The 18,034-nt window shown below is 68.3% G+C and carries 19 protein-coding genes and 1 pseudogene; 9 read left to right on the top strand and 11 right to left on the bottom strand.

Features of this window, described 5'->3' with window-relative positions:
• The 5 genes and pseudogenes from DIE02_RS36470 to DIE02_RS19750 form a co-directional block, all read right to left on the bottom strand.
• Window positions 1–228: a hypothetical protein gene (locus DIE02_RS36470; protein WP_409362229.1), complete on the bottom strand. Its 228-nt coding sequence runs from the start codon at window positions 226–228 to the stop codon at window positions 1–3.
• Window positions 229–277: 49 nt separating this feature from the next.
• A pseudogene (locus DIE02_RS36465) lies at window positions 278–328 on the bottom strand (hypothetical protein); the annotation flags it as partial.
• 392 nt (window positions 329–720) lie between these two features.
• A complete protein-coding gene (locus tag DIE02_RS19760) occupies window positions 721–1,482 on the bottom strand; it encodes a hypothetical protein (protein ID WP_185500294.1) in 762 nt (253 codons plus the stop codon).
• A gap of 52 nt (window positions 1,483–1,534) precedes the next feature.
• Entirely contained in the window at window positions 1,535–2,146 is a 612-nt protein-coding gene (locus DIE02_RS19755; protein ID WP_124488193.1) for an acyl-homoserine-lactone synthase, read from the bottom strand.
• Between the two features lie 209 nt (window positions 2,147–2,355).
• Window positions 2,356–2,799 (bottom strand): DUF4902 domain-containing protein, encoded by a 444-nt coding sequence (locus DIE02_RS19750; protein ID WP_124488192.1) that lies wholly within the window; start codon window positions 2,797–2,799, stop codon window positions 2,356–2,358.
• A 73-nt stretch (window positions 2,800–2,872) separates the two neighbouring features.
• Between DIE02_RS19750 and DIE02_RS19745 the strand changes: the two genes are divergently transcribed.
• Window positions 2,873–3,592 (top strand): autoinducer binding domain-containing protein, encoded by a 720-nt coding sequence (locus DIE02_RS19745; protein WP_124488191.1) that lies wholly within the window; start codon window positions 2,873–2,875, stop codon window positions 3,590–3,592.
• Window positions 3,593–3,640: 48 nt separating this feature from the next.
• Here DIE02_RS19745 and DIE02_RS19740 read toward each other — a convergent pair whose 3' ends face one another.
• The 5 genes from DIE02_RS19740 to DIE02_RS19715 form a co-directional block, all read right to left on the bottom strand.
• Window positions 3,641–4,348 carry an MgtC/SapB family protein gene (locus DIE02_RS19740; RefSeq protein ID WP_044843160.1) on the bottom strand — a complete coding sequence of 236 codons (708 nt, stop codon included), beginning with the start codon at window positions 4,346–4,348 and terminating at the stop codon, window positions 3,641–3,643.
• A gap of 318 nt (window positions 4,349–4,666) precedes the next feature.
• Entirely contained in the window at window positions 4,667–6,226 is a 1,560-nt protein-coding gene (locus DIE02_RS19730) for a TolC family protein (protein ID WP_124488189.1), read from the bottom strand.
• Window positions 6,213–8,312: an FUSC family protein gene (locus DIE02_RS19725; RefSeq protein WP_124488188.1), complete on the bottom strand. Its 2,100-nt coding sequence runs from the start codon at window positions 8,310–8,312 to the stop codon at window positions 6,213–6,215. The genes DIE02_RS19730 and DIE02_RS19725 overlap by 14 nt, the downstream gene beginning before the upstream one ends.
• Entirely contained in the window at window positions 8,293–9,342 is a 1,050-nt protein-coding gene (mdtN, locus tag DIE02_RS19720; protein ID WP_124488187.1) for a multidrug transporter subunit MdtN, read from the bottom strand. The genes DIE02_RS19725 and mdtN overlap by 20 nt, the downstream gene beginning before the upstream one ends.
• Entirely contained in the window at window positions 9,339–9,632 is a 294-nt protein-coding gene (locus DIE02_RS19715; RefSeq protein ID WP_124488186.1) for a hypothetical protein, read from the bottom strand. The genes mdtN and DIE02_RS19715 overlap by 4 nt, the downstream gene beginning before the upstream one ends.
• A 494-nt stretch (window positions 9,633–10,126) precedes the next feature.
• On the opposite strand from DIE02_RS19715, the gene DIE02_RS19710 reads away from it, so the two are divergent.
• From DIE02_RS19710 to DIE02_RS19695, 4 genes are all read left to right on the top strand, one after another.
• The gene (locus DIE02_RS19710; protein ID WP_124488185.1) at window positions 10,127–11,275 is read left to right on the top strand and encodes a metallophosphoesterase; all 1,149 of its coding nucleotides are present in this window, start codon (window positions 10,127–10,129) and stop codon (window positions 11,273–11,275) included.
• A 95-nt stretch (window positions 11,276–11,370) separates the two neighbouring features.
• Window positions 11,371–11,976, top strand: coding sequence for an alpha-ketoglutarate-dependent dioxygenase AlkB (locus tag DIE02_RS19705; protein WP_044843167.1), 606 nt, complete (start codon window positions 11,371–11,373; stop codon window positions 11,974–11,976).
• 356 nt (window positions 11,977–12,332) lie between these two features.
• The gene (locus DIE02_RS19700; RefSeq protein ID WP_044843168.1) at window positions 12,333–12,539 is read left to right on the top strand and encodes a hypothetical protein; all 207 of its coding nucleotides are present in this window, start codon (window positions 12,333–12,335) and stop codon (window positions 12,537–12,539) included.
• A gap of 374 nt (window positions 12,540–12,913) precedes the next feature.
• Entirely contained in the window at window positions 12,914–13,858 is a 945-nt protein-coding gene (locus tag DIE02_RS19695) for an IclR family transcriptional regulator (protein WP_124488184.1), read from the top strand.
• A gap of 120 nt (window positions 13,859–13,978) precedes the next feature.
• On the opposite strand, the gene DIE02_RS19690 is transcribed toward DIE02_RS19695, so the two are convergent.
• Window positions 13,979–15,058, bottom strand: coding sequence for a porin (locus DIE02_RS19690; protein ID WP_124488183.1), 1,080 nt, complete (start codon window positions 15,056–15,058; stop codon window positions 13,979–13,981).
• Window positions 15,059–15,508: 450 nt separating this feature from the next.
• On the opposite strand from DIE02_RS19690, the gene DIE02_RS19685 reads away from it, so the two are divergent.
• From DIE02_RS19685 to DIE02_RS19670, 4 genes are read left to right on the top strand one after another with little or no spacing between them, the layout of a single operon-like run.
• On the top strand, window positions 15,509–15,826 hold the full coding sequence (locus DIE02_RS19685; RefSeq protein WP_006758060.1) for a non-heme iron oxygenase ferredoxin subunit: 318 nt from the start codon (window positions 15,509–15,511) through the stop codon (window positions 15,824–15,826).
• Between the two features lies 1 nt (window position 15,827).
• Window positions 15,828–16,139, top strand: a complete 312-nt coding sequence (locus tag DIE02_RS19680; RefSeq protein ID WP_044843171.1) for a recombinase-like helix-turn-helix domain-containing protein — start codon at window positions 15,828–15,830, stop codon at window positions 16,137–16,139.
• Between the two features lie 60 nt (window positions 16,140–16,199).
• The gene (locus DIE02_RS19675; protein WP_124488182.1) at window positions 16,200–17,270 is read left to right on the top strand and encodes an aromatic ring-hydroxylating dioxygenase subunit alpha; all 1,071 of its coding nucleotides are present in this window, start codon (window positions 16,200–16,202) and stop codon (window positions 17,268–17,270) included.
• On the top strand, window positions 17,263–18,033 hold the full coding sequence (locus DIE02_RS19670; RefSeq protein WP_124488181.1) for an SDR family oxidoreductase: 771 nt from the start codon (window positions 17,263–17,265) through the stop codon (window positions 18,031–18,033). Before DIE02_RS19675 ends, DIE02_RS19670 begins: the two co-directional genes overlap by 8 nt.
• Window position 18,034: the final 1 nt, after the last annotated feature.

Genomic DNA, 18,034 nt, shown 5'->3' with positions numbered 1-18,034 from the left:
TTAATGCCGCCTCGCGTTCTGCAGCACGATGCGGTAGCCGTCGGCGTCCTCGAACGTCTGTCCTGACGCATTCCAATATGGATTGAACGATGTCGCCCGCATGAAGCCGTGCGCGACTGCGCGTGCGTACGCGGCTTCCCATGCCGGGCGGTCGGGAAGATAGAAGACGATCAGGTCTTCGGGGCGGCGACGGGGCGACCGGATGCGCCGGACAGTGCGTGAATTCAAAGTGGTAATCGAGTCCTTCGCGTCCCAGTATCACGCCGGAGAAACCGTCGTGATCGTCGAAGCGCGCGAGCACTGCTGGCTCGAATGCGTCGCGGTACATGTGCTCGGTTGAGGTCGGCGACGGGGCGGGCGATGCGCACGTGGGCGTGCATGACGATGTCGGCTGGGGGTGAGCGATCCGTCGATGCCGCCGGGCAGGCGCGGGCGCGCTGCTCGCAGGGGACTTTGATATGTCCCCGACAAATTATCGCAGGCAAGAAAAAGCCCGCTACTGGAGCGGGCTGAATCCATGTTTGGAGACATGGAGGAGACGGATGTAACTTTAAGGGAAAACCCGAGGGATGGCAAGCCCTAGTTGTAATTGTGCAACGCAGCGCCGCCGGCTTTTCTGACCAGGCTGGTGCTGCACGCCATCCAGCTGTCGCGGGCGTTCCACCGTGTCGTGCCGAACAGCCGCCGCACCGTCGCGTATCTGCGGAGTCGCCGCCGGTCCTACATTGAGCCTGCCCGCGCGTGCGCGGCAAACGCGCCGAACCGCTCCTGCGCAACCGGCACCGCGTACTTGTTGCGCATTTCCGTCTCGATCCACGCGCAGGCCTCGCGCGCGCAGTCGGTCAGCGCATGCCGCGTCGCGTGTCCGTCGATGTCGTAGACGAAGCGCACGCCCACCTCGTCGTCGGCGACTTGCCGTTGCAGCTGATTGAGCTGCAGTTGCGGCCCGTGACGCTGCGACAGCGCGCGCAGCTCGTCGAAGTGATATTCGAGCCAGTCGGCAAAGAATAGCGCGTCGCTATGGCAGCGCAGACGGAACGCCGCACTACGCGACGGACGCTGCGCGCCGCCGCCGGCGGCCTGCGGCTCGCCGTTCGGCGCGATGGTCGCATCGACGGGCGCAAGCGGCTGCCCGGTCTGCCGGTACGGTTTGCGGTCGCGCAGTGCGTGCCACAGCAGTTCGTCGCCGGCGGCACCGGACGGCTGCATCGTCAGGTCGCGCCGGCCCTCGCCGACAGCGGCGACGTCGCGGATCACGAGGCGCAGCGAGCAGAGCGGCTCGTCCGCTACCAGCAGCGTCGCCGTGCGCGGGAGCCCGCACACGAGCGGCGCGGCGCCGGCGGCCCGGAACACGAGCCCGCGGCGATCGAGCCGCACGAGCGGCAGCGGCCGCGCAAACGTCGGGTAGGCGACTGCGACGCGGGCGCCGCCGGCGCCCGTCAACCCGGGCATCATCGCGCGAAAGACCTGAGACTGGTCCACGGTGGTTCTCCTTCGTTACGATGCCGCCCGGCCGGACTACGCGCGTTCCGGCTCAGGCGGCGATGGCTTGCCGGGCAGCCCGTCCCGGCTCGATTCCTAGTGCGGCAAACGTTTGCGGATCGATGTCGATCCAGCACGCGACAACCAGACGACCGTCCACCTGTTTCGGGGGACCTGCCCGGTGCGCGTGCACGCCGATCCGGCGGAACAGCCGCTCCATGCTCGCGAACGTCACGCCGATCAGCTGCCGCGCGCCCCGTTGCGCCGCGCATTCGACGACCGCGGCGAGCATCGGGCGGACGGCCCACTCGGCATTGCCGGGACCGCCTTCGTCGTCGCCGGTCGCCGCGAACCGCGACAGCTCCCAGACGGCAGCCGATTGCGGCAGTGCGACGTCCGCGGCGATCAGGTCGGCGAACAACGACTTCAGCAGATACGGGCGGGTGGTCGGCAACAGGCGCGCACATCCGCACACTTCGCCGCCGGCGTTTCTCGCGAACACGTAGACGGTATCGTCGCGATCGAACTGGTCGCGCTCGAAACATTCGTTCGCCGACGGGAGCGCCCAACCGAGCTGTTCGACGAACACATGGCGCCGATAGCGCCCGAGATCCGCTGCAAGTTCGTGTGGTAACCGCCCTTCATCGTGAACGAAGGTCCGCATGGTGTCCTCGGATCGGTACTTTGGTATGCCCGCATTACATCGCGCGTCCCGAGGAGGCGGTAACTGGTAACTCTTACAGGGTGAGGCCGCGCCGACACCATTCGACCGGTGGTAACGGTTTCTTGATCGGCGGGATTGAAATACGGGCGGCTTTTGCTTATAAAGAGCGCCAGTCTTGCGGAAATGTCAGACGAAAGCGCGGCCGGTTGTCACTGGAGCACGGGACCGGCATGATAGACGTCGTTGCGACCGAGCAATGCCGACGCAACCGCGGCCGGCCAATCGATGTGTGTGAGCCGCGCGGCCAGCACGGCGGCGGTGCGGAACATGCCGAGGTCGGCGCCGGTGGCGTCGACGGCCATGATGTTGCTGCGGACGTCGCCGCCCGCGATCGCGAACGTGCCCGTCGCGCGCTCGAGATACCAGTCCCAGCCGACCGTCAGGTACGCGAGGCCGGCACTGGCCGGGCGGTGCCATTCGGTGTAGCCGGCCAGACGCGCGTCGACGGCGCTGTCGCGCAGCTCCGCGAGCAGCGATGCATCGAGGCCGCTCGCGACATGGTCGAGCGCGAGCGCGGCCAGCGCGCTTTCGGACAGGCGCACGTAGCCGTCCGGAGACGGGCCGCGGACCGGGTGCAACAAAGGTGAAGTCATGCGCGGAATGTATCAGCCCCGAACCGGCGCTGGCACCTGACAGGTATGACAGCGTAACGTTGTCGGAGAATGAATGGAACTGCGCTGGCAGGATGCCTACCAACAATTCAGCGCCGCGGAAGACGAGCAGCAGCTCTTCCAGCGGATCGCCGCTTATTCTAAACGCCTCGGCTTCGAATATTGCTGTTACGGCATTCGCGTGCCGTTGCCCGTGTCGAAGCCGGCCGTCGCGATCTTCGATACCTATCCGGACGGCTGGATGGCCCACTACCAGGCGCAGAACTACATCGAGATCGACTCGACGGTGCGTGACGGCGCGCTCAGCACCAACATGATCGTCTGGCCGGACGTCGACCGGATCGATCCGTGTCCGCTTTGGCGGGACGCGCGCGACCACGGGCTGTCGGTGGGCGTCGCGCAGTCGAGCTGGGCGGCGCGCGGCGCGTTCGGGCTGCTGAGCATCGCGCGTCATGCGGACCGGCTCACGCCGGCCGAGATCAACATGCTGACGCTGCAGACCAACTGGCTCGCGAACCTGTCGCATTCGCTGATGAGCCGCTTCATGGTGCCGAAGCTGTCGCCCGAGGCGAGCGTCACGCTGACCGCGCGCGAGCGCGAGGTGCTGTGCTGGACGGCCGAAGGGAAGACCGCGTGCGAGATCGGCCAGATCCTCAGCATCTCGGAGCGCACGGTCAACTTCCACGTGAACAACATCCTCGAGAAGCTCGCCGCGACCAACAAGGTCCAGGCGGTGGTCAAGGCGATCTCGGCCGGGCTCATCGATACGCCCTGACGCAAAACTGGCGGCGGGGCGGTCGTGCCGAGCCGGCCGCCTTTGCGCTCACTCCATCATCGGCTCCGCTTCCTTCGCGGTCCAGCTCACGCTGGAAATGCTCTTCTCCATGCTCATCCGGCTCGCGATCTGCTCGAGCTTCTGCTGATCCTTCGGATGCAGCTTCAGCGTCGCGGTCACCTTCAGCCGGTCCGGCTGCTCGGGCACGTCCTCGCTCGTCAGGCTCTGGAACGACAGCGGTTTCGCATACATCGCATTCGACAGCAGCGTGCGGATGTGCACTTCGTCGGCGGCGAGGCAGATCACGGTGATCTGGTATTCGCGCACGAGGTCGGCATTCGACACGGGTGTCGCGTTGATCGCCTGGCTGACGCCGCGCAGCACCGTGTTGGTGAGCAGCACGACGCCCGTGCCGGCCAGGGCCGGCACGTAGTGGCCGGACCCGGCCAGCACGCCGACGGCGGCCGAACACCACAGCGTCGCGGCCGTGTTGATGCCCTGGATCGAACCCTTGTCGCGCATGATCACGCCGCCGCCGAGAAAGCCGACGCCCGACACGACGTAAGCGGCGATCTGCGTGACGCCGGCCACGCCGTTGCCGGTCAGCACGCCGAGCGTGACGAACAGGCAGGCGCCGCTCGCGACGAGCGTGATCGTGCGCAGCCCCGCCGTGCGTTGCCGCATCTGGCGTTCGAGGCCGATCGCGACGCCGCAGGCGAACGCAGTGAAAAGACGGAGTGCGAAATCGAGAGTCATGATGGTCCTGCCGTGCCAAGTGCGCATGCCGGCCCGCGGCGCGGCGGCGCGAAGCCGAACGCGGCACGATGGCCGTCATCGCGCGGTACTGTACCGCGCGGATGCGTCATTCAATGTGAAACGGATGGCGTGCGGGCTCGCGGAACGCGAGCCGCGGCAGGAGAACTGCGTCGGACAGGCGTTCAGGCGGCAAGCGGCGCACGCAACGGAGTGCTGCAACTGTCCACGATGGTTCCTGAAGGAAGAATGGGCGGCATTCTAGTGGGCCGCGCGCGCAGGCGTCAACCCGTCTGGCGGCCGGCCGCGAACGGCCGGTGGTCACTGCGACGGTGACTGCGACGCGCCGATCGTCCCCGTCGCGAGCGCGAGCGCGGCGGCGGCCGACAGCGCGCCGGCGTAGCTGTCGACCTCCGCGTTGCGGGCCGCGAGCAGCTGGCTTTGCGCGATCGTCGCATCGGTGACCGAGCCGACGCCGTTGCGGTACGCGGTCAGCGCCGCGTCGTAGCTCGTCTGCGCGGCATCGACGAGCGCCTTTGCCGCGTCGTGCGACGCGAGGCTCGTCTGCACCGCGTTCTGCGCGGCGACGACCTGGCGGACGGCTTCCTCCTTGGTCCGCGTGAGGCGCGCGGATGCGCTCTGCGCATCGTTGCGCGCCTGCATCAGCACCGCCGAGCGCAGGCCGCCGTCGTACAGCGGAATCGTCACCCCGAGGAACACGCCGCCGCCGTAGTGGCTGCCGTTCAGGTTCACGGTCGGGGCCTGGTCGCCGATTGCGGGCAGCGCGGTGATCGCCGTGCCGCCGCTGGCGTAGGACGTCGACGCCGACAGGAAGATCTTCGGCATGAAAGCGGCTTGAGCGGCCTTGATCTTCGCGCGGTTGGCCTGCTCGAGCGCATAGGCGCCCTGCAGGTCGGGGCGGCGCGCGATCGCGTCCGACACGATCGCGTCGACCGACGACGCGAGCGCGGGCGGCAGCGCTCGCCTGGGCAGCGCGGCGATCGACGGTTTCGACAGCGGCGAGATGCCGAGCGCGGAAACCAGCGCGAGGTAGCCGTCGCTTTCCGTACCGTTCGCCTGGACCAGCGCGAGGTTCGCCTGTGCGCGATTCTGCGTCGCCTGCGCGAGTTCGACGACGGTGCCGACGCCTTGCCTGAGCCGTGCGCGCGACGCCGCGAGAATCGCGTCCGCGTTCGCCAGGCCCTGCTGCGCGCTGACCGCGCGCGAGCGGGCGGCTTCGTAACGGTAATACGCGACGGTCACGTCGTGGATCACCTGCTGATGCACGGCCGTGAACGCGACGTTCGACGCGACCGACGCCTGTTCGGCCGCCTCGACGCGCGCCGCGCGGCCGCCGAAATCGAACAGCAGCCATTGCAGCGACAGCGCCGAGATCGTGCCGTGCACGGTCGTGTTGCTCGACGAGTCGCCGAGGATCGTCGACGTCGAGCCGTGACTCGTCTGGTACGCGCCCATCGCGGTCGCGGACAGGTTCGGCAGGTATGCGGCCTTCGCGATGCCGACCGCGAGCGCCGCGTTGCGCGCGTCGTTCCATGCGATGCGGGTCAGCGGGTTCGTCGATTCGGCGAGATCGATCAGCTCGGGCAGCGTGTACGGATGCGCGGCATCGAGCGCGGCCGGCGGCGACACCGATGCGAGCGCGGGCGAGGCCGGCAGCGTGTAGTCGTGCGGCGCACGCTGCGCGGATGCAAGTGGTGGCGCCGGCACGATGTCGCCGGCGGCCGACGTTTGCGGCTGCCACGGACGGTCGGGGGCCTGCGGCGCGAGATCGACCGACGACGTGGCGCAACCGGTCAGCGCGATGGCGGTCGCGAGCGCGGCGGCGGCGATCGATGCGGCCGGCGGTTCAGGGACGCGCATGAGGGGCAGGCTCCTTCGGGGTGTCTGGGCGCGCGGCGTCGGCGATGTGCGCGAGCCGCGTGTCGATCAGGTTCAGCAGCGCGTCGCGTGCGGGGTCGGTGGAGGTGGCGGCCGGCGGCGGGGCCGGCTCGGCTGCCGCGCCTGCCGTCGACGACGGCGGTGCCGAAGCGGCGTCGGCGGTCGGGGCGTCGTCGCGCAGTTCGACCACGCGCGCGAGGTGCGCGCCGATCGCCGCATCGCCCGGCGTGCGGTCGGCGAGCAGGAACAGCGGGCCTTCGAGCGCGCCGAGTTCCGCGAGCGCGCGTCGCCGGGTGGCGAGCCACGTGGCGGCCGGCCGCACCCACGACGGTTCGTAGTGGATCAGGCCGAGCTCCTGCGCGATCGCGCCGTGGCGCGCGAACGCTTCGGCGGCGAGCGTGCGGCGTTCGGCCGGCTGCACGACCTGCGCGATACGGCGCCATTGATCGAGCAGCGCCGCGAACGCGACGTCGATCTGCTTGCCGATGCTGACGGGCCAGATGCGCGTGAACACGAGATACACGACGACGTTGCCGAGCAGGATGCCGATCGTGCGATCGCGCGCGAGCGTCAGGTCGAAGCCGGGGCCCGCGCCCTGGATCACGCACAGGAAGAACGCGAACGCGACCTGGAAGCCAGCGTACGCAATGCGCGGCGAACCGAACGCGACCCACGCGGACAGCCACGCGCCGACGAACACGAGCGCCATCAGCTCGCCGATCGACGACAGCGCCGGCACGACGAACACGAGCGCCGCGGTGCCGATCAGCGCGCCGACGATGCAGCCGGCGATCCGCAGCGTGAGCTTCTCGACCGTTTCGGCCGTCGAGCCGAGCGACACCATGTAGCAGGTGATGAAGCAGGTATGGATGCCCGACCAGTCGAGCTGCGAGTACAGCAGGTAGCAGAACATCGCCGCGACGGTCGTCTTCAGCGCGTAGCGGATGTGGTCGGGGTTGGTGCGGGCGTCCGGCAGGAAGAAGCCGCCGCGCGGCGCGGCGGGTGCGTTGGCGGTTGCAGCCGATGCGTCGGGCGGAGTCGCCGTCGGTGCGGCAGATGCGGCCGGTGCAGTCGCTGCAGTCGATTCAGCAGGTGTGGCCGGCTCGGCGAACTGCGTGATGGCCGTGTGCAGATCGGTTGCGACGACGCGCGCGAGCGGCGGCAGCGTATCGGCCGGCGGCAGCCCCAGCGTCACGTCGACCGGATAACCGCCTTGCTCGAGGATGCCGGCCATCTCGTCGAGTGTCGCCGCAGCCGGTTGCGCGAACGCGGCGGGCAGCCGCGCGTCCGGCTCGCGGTCGGCGAGCGAGACCGCGACGAGCAGCGCGGTGCTCGACGCGATGGCTTGCCGTATCGCGGGTGCGTCGGCGGCGGGCGTCGACCCTTCGAGCGTCGACAGCTTGAGCCACGTGAGGAGCTGCTTGTCGCCTTCGCGCAGGCTCGCGTCGAAGGCCGTGCGCGCATCCTCGTCGCCGCGCAGCCGCTGCGCGGCGAGCCGCAGCCGTTTCGCGAGCTGCGCGAGCGCGAGCTTGCGCGGCGAAGGCGCGATCAGCAGGTTGACGACGATCGCGACGCCGACCGGAATCGCGACCATCAGCCATGCGTAGAGCAGCGCACGCGTCGCGGCTTCACCGACCGGCGCGAGGCCGAGCTGGTCGAGCCCGAAGCCGACGATCATCGCGAGGATCGCGCCGACCGGGCGCAGCTTGCTCGCCGACGTGAGGTACAGCAACCCGGCCGACAGCACGGCCATGCACGCGACGCGCAGCACCGAATAGTCGATGCTGAAGATCGCGACGCCGATCACGAGCGCGATCACGAGCGTGATGAGCAGCAGCATCGCGACCGCGAGCACGACGCTCGTCACGCGGTCGGCGCGGTTCAGGAAGAACACGACGTACGCGGAGATCGCGGCTTCCGGCGTACCGTAGCCGCTCGTCACGAGCACGACGAGCGCGCAGATCAGCGCGACCCGCGCGGCCATCGCGGCGCGCCCCGGAAACGGCGCGAGCAGTCGCAGGACTTCGCGCGGGCCGGGGGCGCGGACCTCAGCGGCAGGCTGAGCCATGCCGGACCTCGACGATCGCGCTCGCGCCGACGCGCACGAGCTTGCCGTCGGGTTCGTCGAGCTTCACACGCACCGGGAAGCGCTGTGCGACATGTACCCAGTTCACCGAGCGCTGCACGATCGGCAGTGCGCGCGGCAGGTTGATGCGGTCGCTGTCCGCGATGCCCGCGCCGATGCCGACGACCTTGCCCGTCAGCGGCCGGCTGCGGTCGATCATCGAATAGACGGTCGCGCAGTCGCCGACCGTGATGCGGTTCAACGACGTTTCGCGGAAATTGCCGACGGCGAACCATTCGCTCGCATCGATCAGCGTGAAGATCGACTGGTTCGGCGCGAGGGTTTCGCCGGCAAGCACGGTCAGGCCCGTCACGAGCCCGTCGTGCGGCGCGCGCACCACCGTGTCGTCGAGCGCGTGCTGCGCGCGGGCGAGTGCGGCTTCGCGTGCGTGGAGCGTGGCGATCGCGTCGGCGTCGTCGCCGATCGTCTGCGCGGACGCTCGCTGTTGTTCCTGCGCCTGCGCGAGCGACACGGCCGCGTCGCGCTGCCGGACCTTCGCCTGGTCGAACTGCTGTGCGCTGACGTAGCCCTGCGCCGCGAGCGGCGCGAGCCGGTTCACGTCGCGCGTCGCGAGATCGTGATTCTGCGACGCGCGCTTGACCTGCTCGGCGGCGACGGCTGCGTTCGAGCGCTCGCCGATCAGCGACCGGCGGCGCGTGTCGAGCGACGCGCGCGCGAGTTCGAGGTCGGCCTGCGCCTGCGCGACCGTCAGCCGGTACGGCACCGGATCGATCTGATACAGCAGGTCGCCTTTTGCAACGCGCTGGTTCTCGTGCACGGCAAGCTGCACGATGCGGCCGCCGACGGGCGATGCGACGTGCACGACGTCCGCGTCGATCGACGCGTCGTCGGTGGACGGGTAGGCCGTCGTGCGGTGGTACGCGTATGCGAGCGCGGCGATGCCGAGCGCGACGATCGCCAGCGCGATCACGCGGCCTTTCGTGGACGGGCGGGCGGTGCCGGCGGCCTTCATGCGAACGGCCCCGTGCCGGTGAGCCACACGATCACGGCGACCACGAGCCCGATCGCGGTGCAGACGGCGAGCTGGTAGGGCACCGTGGCGGCCCAGCCGGTCGCGACGAACACGCGGTGCGCGACGATCGCGCCGACGATGCCGACGATCGCGCTGACGAGCCAGAGCGGGAAATACGCGCCGAACAGGACGTACGACGGTGCGCCGCGCGACGTGCAGCCCGCGAGCGGCAGGGCGGGCGCGAGGACGGCGGCGACGCGCAGCGGCGCGCGCGGCGTTGTTTTTCTCATGGTGTGACGAGCTCGACGTTGGGGGTGGATGCCGGGCGCGGCGCAAGGCGGCTCGTCGTCGCGACGACGATTCCGCGATACGGAGCCGATCATAAATCAGCGCGATGCGGACCGCCAGCGATGCCCGGCGTGCCTGCCGCACGCACGGGGCTGGCCGGTGGCCGCTTCGGTGCGATCGATGGCGGCTCGCGATTCTGCCAGCACATGCACTGGCAGGGTTGCTGACGGACTGTAAAGGATCATCAGACGAAACCGGGCCGATGCCGTTTGTCTGCCGATGAAGCGGGAATCGGCGAGCCGAATGCGGAATTGACGCGCAGTCGCGGATGAATCCGCGTTCGGGCCGCGCGGTGCGTCCGCCGTGGCCGTGACCGTCGTGCCGGCCGGTATCTGTGTACCATCGTGCGAAGAGCGCGACGCGTGAAGAGGCTTGACGGCACGGTCCCGTCCGACGCGCGGCGCGGAAGCGGTATCGCAACGAGGACGAGTATTCCATGCGAAGTTTCTTTGTCCGGTTCATCGCAATCGGCGTGGTGTTCCATTTGTATGTCGGGCTGCGGATCATTCCCGACGCCTTCACGTCGCCACTCGCGCGCACGATCGCGGCGCTCGTGCTGGCGAGCTTCGTCGTGCTGATTCCGGTCGGCATGTTCTCGCGCCGCTTCGACGAAGGCTGGGCCGCGACGCTGGTCGGCTGGCTGGGTTCGATCGCGATGGGTTTCTTCTCGTCGCTGCTGGTGCTGACATTCCTGCGCGAGCTGGTGCTGCTCGGCGTCGTCGTCTGGCGGCATCTGGGGCACGACGGTGCCTGGAGCGGCGCGGCATCCGACACGGCGCTCGGCGTGCTGGCGGGCGCGGTGCTGGTCAGCGCGCTCGGATTCGTCGGCGCGCGCCGCACGGCCGCGGTCAAGCGCGTGTCGATCCCGGTCGACGGGCTGCCGGCCGCGCTCGACGGGCTGACGATCGTGCAACTGTCGGACATTCACGTCGGGCCGACGATCAAGCGCCCGTATATCGAGCGGATCGTGCGCGCGGTCAATGCGCTCGAGGCCGATCTCGTCGTCGTGACGGGCGACGTGGTCGACGGCTCGGTCAAGCGGCTGCGCGAGCACACGGCGCCGCTCGGCCGCATGCAGTCGCGGCACGGCAGCTTCCTCGTGACGGGCAACCACGAGTACTACGCCGGCGCGCACGCATGGATCGACGAGTTCCGGCGGATCGGGTTGACGGTGCTGCTCAACGAACACGTGCTGATCGAACACGACGGCGCGCGCGCGGTGCTCGCCGGCGTCACCGATTTCACGGCGGGCGGGTTCGATCCCGCGCATCGCAGCGATCCCGAGCAGGCGCTGGCGGGCGCGCCGCACGACGTCGCCACGAAGATCCTGCTCGCGCACCAGCCGCGCAGCGCGGAAGCGGCGAGCCGCGCCGGTTTCACCGTGCAGCTGTCCGGCCATACGCACGGCGGGCAGTTCCTGCCGTGGCCGCCGTTCGTGCGCCTGCAGCAGCCCGTGATCGGCGGGCTGAACCGGTTCGGCACGATGTGGCTCTATACCAGCCGCGGCACCGGCTACTGGGGGCCGCCGAACCGCTTCGGCGTGCCGTCCGAGATCACGCTGATCCGGTTGACCCGCGGCCGCTAGCGCGCCGGAATGACAGCGCATGGCGTCGCGCGTCGCCGTTGGCTACCATGCAGACGTGGTTTCCCCGCACCGTTCATTTGCTGCCTGATCGCGACATGTCGACGCCCGATCTTTTCGCCGATTCGCCCGTGCCCGACGTGGACTGGTACCCGGACTGGCTCGCGCCGGCCGACGCCGATCGCGTGCTGGCCGCGCTGATCGACGAGGTCGCGTGGCGGCAGGACACGATCCGCACGCCGCGCGGTCGCATTCCGCTGCCGCGGCTCACCGCGTGGCAGGGCGAGCCCGACGCCGTCTACGTGTATTCGGGGATCCGCAACGTGCCCGCGCCGTGGACGCCGGCCGTGCTCGACCTGAAGCGCGCGGTCGAGGCGACCTGCGGCGCGCGATTCAACAGTGTGCTGCTCAATCGCTATCGCAACGGGCAGGACAGTCTCGGCTGGCATGCCGACAACGAGCCGGAGCTCGGCGACGCGCCGGTGATCGCGTCGGTGAGCCTCGGCGCGATGCGCGTATTCGACCTGCGTCATCGTGCGACCGGCGTCGTGCACGCGTACCGGCTGACACACGGCAGCCTGCTCGTGATGCGCGGCCGCACGCAGGCCGAATGGCAGCACCGCGTGCCGAAGGCGCCGGCCGTGCAGGGTGAGCGCGTCAACCTGACGTTCCGGCGGGTGGTGTCGGCGGGAAGCGGCCGGTAGCGGCCGGAGATGCCGACCGGCGGGCGCCACGGGCCGACGAAGGTGGTGGTCCGGCGCACGCGTGCCGGTCGCACCCCGTTTTTCATCCAGGCGAGGCAAGCCGCCGTCGATGCGGCACGTTGCCGCACGCAGGTGTCCGGGGCGGCTTGAACCGGGCTGCGAGGCCCGTCCCATAAGGGTTTCAGGTGGTTTTGATTGACCGCCCGGTTCTGATAGGCAGGTGTAAGCCCTGATGGTGCGTCGCAACATTCATTGACTAGACTGTCGAATGGCTGAAACGCGCCGGACGCCGGCGCATTTTTTCGACATGCCTGACGCGTCGCCGACGTGATGCGCAGTGCAGGAGCATAAAACCCGTGACCGTACTGGACTCATCCCTCGAACCCTCGCTGCACGTCTTCGAACAAGACGGCGGATGGCAATGGGCGCTGACGGTGAAGCGGGCGTCGGGTGTCGGTGTGAAAGTCGTCGCATTCAGCACGGACGGCTTTCGCGGTGAAGCCGACGCATACGCCGCTGGCCAGCTCGCCCGTGCCGAGTACGACGCTGCCGTGACGGCCTGACGTCGCGCCGATCCCGCTCGCGGATCGGTGCGGTCGTTTGTTTCCTCGCGTTTCTTCCCCCTTTCGTTTTCTAGTCGCACATCGGCCGTGATCGTGCCGGCCGGTACCGCACGTGAGGCATCCCGATCGCGGATGAGCAGGGCCGGCGGCCCGCCTTGCCTAAGGCGACGTTCCGATGGGCAGTCCTGTCTATCGCTGTTATCCTTTCGATCGCATCAGGCTATATGAGTCCGGCTACCCGATCGGGCGCGCCGGGCCATCGGCCGCCTGCGCCGGATCGTGTTGATCCGGTCCGGTCGAAATTCCATAATCAAGCATTGCGGGTCATTCGTGAACGCTTCCATTCCGTCCATGTGCACAGGATCAATCCAACGATGAGCGGCGCATCGAAACCGCCGGCGAAGCCGGCAAGTGCGCCGCGCGCGACAGCCGGCGACGACGTCGACCACGATGCGTCGAAGCAGGGCGCGGGCGACGACGAACCGTCGGGCGGCGCGTCGTCGTATCTGGTGCCGGGCCTCGAGCGCGGGCTGCGGATCCTCGCCGAATTCTCCGCGCGCGAGCCGGTGCTCGGCGCGCCCGAGCTGTCGAAGCGCATCGGCATTCCGCGCACGACCACCTTCCGCCTGCTGCAGACGCTCGAAGCGCTCGGCTTTCTCGAGCGCGTGAACGGCGACCGCTATTTCCGGCTCGGCGTCGGCGTGCTGCGGCTCGGCTTCGAATACCTGAATTCGCTGGAACTGACCGATCTCGGCACGCCCGTGCTCGAACGATTGCGCGATGCGACCGGCCTGTCGACGCACCTGCTGATCCGCGACCAGCGCGATGTCGTGTTCGTCGCGAAGGCGCAGAGCAACACGTCGATGTTCGGTTCGGTGAAGGTGCACGTCGGCACGCGGCTGCCCGCGCACGCGACCGTGCACGGCCATGTGCTGATGGGCGACCTCACGCGCGACGCGCTGCGCCAGCTGTATCCGGAGAAGCGCCTCGAACAGTTCACCGAGCGCACGCCGGGCACGGTGGACGAGTTGTACGAGCGCGTGCGTCATTACGCGCGGCTCGGCTACGCGGTCAGCGAAGCCGCGTTCGAGAGCGGCATCTCGGCCGTGACGGCACCCGTGCGCGACCATTCGGGCGCGATCGTCGCGGCGATCACCGCGACGGTGCCGCGCTCGGAAATCGGCGAGGCCGGCGAGAAGGAGCGGCTCGTCGAAGCGGTATGCGGCGCGGCGGTCGACCTGTCGCAGCGGTTGAACTACCGGCCGCTCGAAAGCGACCCGACGTTCGCGCACGCGCGCCATCGCGTCGCGATGTTCTGATTCGCGGCATGAGCCGCGTCGCGCGGCTTCATCAGTAGCCTGTCGCAAGTAGCCAAAAAAAGAGCAGCCCGCGGGCTGCTCTTTTTTTTTCCGGCTCCGGGCGCATCCGCCCGCCGCCGCTCAGAACGAGTGATGGATGCCGGTCAGCACGATCACCTGGTTCGCGGTGCTCGACGCGCCGGCCGTGAAGAACGCGGCCTTCGCGCCGCCCGAACCGTGCTCGTACAGCACGTTCGCATACAGCTGCGTGCGCTTCGACAGCGCATAGATGTCGCCGAGCTCGACCTGCGTCCAGCGGCGGCCGGCCAGCGTCGTGGTCGCCGCGCCGCCCGCGATCGTGTTGAACGCGCTGCTGCGGTAGTTCACGCCCGCGTCGTAGCTCTGGAACGTGTCGGAAAACCCGTTCGACTGCATCTTCACGCGCGTATAGAGGCCGTGCACGAGGAAGTCGCCGATCTGGTAGGACGCGCCCGCGCCGATGTTCTCGACCTTGTTCGCGATGTAGCCGGTCGCGGTGTTCTGCCCCTGGAACGACATGATACCCGTCTGGCTGATCAGGATCGAGCGGTCGTGCTCGTTCGAGTAGACGGCCGATGCCTTGAACGGCCCGTTCGCGTAGTTCAGCGCGACCCCGACCGACTTGCCGGTCGAGAAGTTCGTCGTGTTGCCGAGCGCCATCGCCGCCGCGGCCGAGAAGCCGGCGAAGCTCGGCGAACGGTACTTGACCGCGTTGTTGTACGGCACGTTGCCGGTCGCGGCGAGCCCGTCGATGTTGCCCGGATGGAACGCATACCAGCTCAGCGCGAGATACGCGGTGCTGAGCGGATCGAGATAGTCGAACGTCAGCGGCGTCTGGCGGCCGAGCGTCAGCGTGCCGTAGCGGTCGGAGCTGAGGCCGACGAAGGCCGCGCGGTTCCAGATCGTGTTCGCGGTCGCGAACTGGCCGTTGTTCGTATAGAAGCCGTTTTCGAGCTGGAAGATCGCCGACAGGCCGCTGCCGAGGTCTTCCTTGCCTTTCAGGCCCCACCGGTCGGGTTGCGTGTTGCCCTGGATCATCGCCCACTTCGCGTGGCCGCCGACGTTGTTCACATAGGCGACGCCGGCATCCAGGCTGCCGTACAGCACCACGCTGCTTTGTGCCCAGGCGCCCGACATCGCGCCCATTCCGATGATTGCTGCTGCTACCGCTTGCTTGACCATTTGATCTCCTGACTCTCCAAACCTGACGGGAAACGTGCCGTGGCGGCGGGCGCGGGGGGACGGCCGGCCGTCGCGCGTTCTTCACCACCGGGCGGGCATTTTTAATGTTCCATATAAGGAACAATGTGCCTCTGATGGAATGAGTATAGAGGTGTCGCGCGCCGGATCAAAAATAAATTTATCGGGCCGGATGCGGGTGGTGACGATCCGCAACACGGGACCGAGCGTCCTGAAAAAAGGACTTAAATCCCCGCCACTAAACAAAAAATCACCTTTTGGAAGATGAGTGGCGGCGATCGTCGACCCGGCGGTCGGTGTTTTCCCTAGGACATGCAGCTTTTTGTTTTACTCGTGGGAAGTCACTTCTATAATCACCATCCATAAACTGCTGTTCCGGGTATGGAACAAACCCGGGACGAACCGAGAGTCGATCAGAAGGAAGGGTGTGAGATGTCTGAACAATGGGTTTGTGCCGGGCACGCCGGCGCGCTGTCGGAAGACACGCCGATCGAGTTCAAGCGGACCGACGGCGTCGAAATCGGGATCTACCGCGTCGGCGACGAGGTGTATGCGCTCGAGAACGTGTGCCCGCATGCCTACGCGCTGCTGACGCAGGGGTTCGTCGACGAAGGCACGGTCGAATGTCCGCTGCACGAGGCCGTGTTCGACATCAAGACGGGCGAATGCCTGAAGGGCCCGGGCGGGCGCGCGCTGAAGCAATACGCGGTGCGCCTGGCCGGTGAAGAAATCCAGATCAAGGTGGAATGACATGAAAGAAGCGACCGTCAACTTCAATCCGTTCCTGAAGCCGTGGGTGGCGCCGCAGCCGAACAATGTTGCCGGCAAGGGGCAGATCGAGATCCCGGGCCAGGTCGAGAACCGCATCTGGCAAAACCGCAAGGCCGAGCCGACGCAGTACGAGAACGATCTGGGCGATGCGCTCGAACGCGTGTTCGAGAGCGGCGCGACCGAGCTGGACGAGGTCGTCGCGGGCCTGAACCGCATCGGCTTCCGCGCGCCGGACGGCACGGCGTGGACGCCCGAGCGCTTCCGCGCCGAAATGGCCTCGCTGGCGGAATGAGCGCACCGACCGCGCCGCACGCCTGAGCGCCGACCCGACAACCGCATCCGGAGCACACTGATGACGTCCCCCGCACAACACGAAACACAACACGACCCGGTCCGCGACTACCTCGACCGCGGCATCAAGAACTACTGGTATCCCGTCGCCCCGAGCTGGCAGGTGTCGAACGCGCCGGTCGGCCTCACGCGCCTGTCCGAGCAGATCGTGCTGTGGCGCGATCACGAAGGGAAGGTCCACGCGCTGGAAGATCGCTGTCCGCACCGCGGCGCGCGCCTGTCGCTCGGCTGGAACCTCGGCGGCAGCATCGCGTGCTGGTATCACGGCATCGAAGTCGACGGCGGCGGCACGGTCAACCGCGTGCCGGCCGTATCGAACTGTCCGCTCGAAGGCACGAAGTGCGTGAAGTCGTATCCGGTCGAAGAGAAGGCCGGCGCGATCTTCCTGTGGTTCGGCGACGAAGCGCACGGCGAGCCGGCGCCGCTGAACCTGCCGGAAGAACTGGTCGCCGACGAATACGCGCACTTCCTGTGCGTGTCGAACTGGAAGTGCAATTACCAGTACGCGATCGACAACGTGATGGACCCGATGCACGGCGCGTACCTGCACGCGACGTCGCACTCGATGGCCGAAGGCGACAAGCAGGCCGACATGCGTGTGCGCAAGACGGAAACGGGCCTGATGTTCGAGAAGATCGGCCAGCGCGACGTGAACTTCGACTGGGTCGAGCTCGGCGAAACCGGCTGCCTGTGGATGCGCCTCGCGATTCCGTACAAGCAGAAGTTCGGCCCGGGCGGCAACTTCGGGATCATCGGCTTCGCGACGCCGGTCGACGGCGACAACTGCCAGGTCTACTTCTGGCGTACGCGCAAGGTCAGCGGCTGGCAGCGCGACGTGTGGCGCTTCATGTACCGCAACCGCCTCGAGGGCCTGCACTGGGACGTGCTCGAGCAGGACCGCTACGTTCTCGAAAGCCTCGCGCCGCACGCGCGCGATCACGAATACCTGTACCAGCACGACGTCGGCATCACGCGCGTGCGCCGGATGCTGCGCCAGCGCGCGCAGGAACACCTGTCCGCGCTCGACGCGCATCGCGCGGCGCACGCCGCGGCGGAGCCCGCGAATGGCTGAGTTCGCTCCGGTCGTGTCGCTGCCGGGGCGCCGCGTGCTCGTCACGGGCGGCGCGCGCGGTCTCGGCGCCGCGTTCGTGAAGGCGCTCGTCGAAGCGGGCGCGCAGGTCGCGTTCGGCGACTTGCTCGCCGAAGAGGGCCGCGCGCTGGCCGCGCAGCTCACGCAAGCCGGCCACACCGCGCATTTCTTCACGCTCGACCTGGCCGATCCGGCGAGCGTCACGGCTTTCGTCGCGCAGGGCGCGGCGGCGCTCGGCGGCATCGACGCACTGATCAACAACGCGGCGATCACGAACTCGGGCGGCAAGCTGTCGACGGAGCTCGACGTGTCGACCTGGGATGCCGTGATGAACGTGAACGTGCGCGGCGTCTGGCTCGTCAGCAATGCGGCGCTGCCGTACCTCGCGCAATCGGGCCGCGGCGCGATCGTGAACCTCGCATCGGACACCGCGCTGTGGGGCGCGCCGAAGCTGCTCGCGTACGTCGCCAGCAAGGGCGCCGTGATCGCGATGACGCATGCGCAGGCGCGCGAGTTCGGCGCGCACGGCGTGACGGTCAACGCGATCGCGCCGGGGCTCACCGAAGTCGAGGCGACGGCCTACGTGCCGGCGGAACGCCACGCGTTCTACATGCAGGGCCGCGCGCTGACGCGCGCGCAGGTGCCCGAGGACGTGACGGGCCCCGTGCTGTTCCTGCTGTCGGACGGCGCGCGCTTCGTGACGGGTCAATTGCTGCCGGTAAACGGCGGCTTCGTAATGAATTGAT

This window comes from Burkholderia sp. Bp8991, from assembly GCF_003853795.1.
Taxonomy (GTDB): domain Bacteria; phylum Pseudomonadota; class Gammaproteobacteria; order Burkholderiales; family Burkholderiaceae; genus Burkholderia.
Note: the sequence above shows the minus strand (reverse complement) of the source record. Positions and strands in the feature narration are given on the sequence as shown.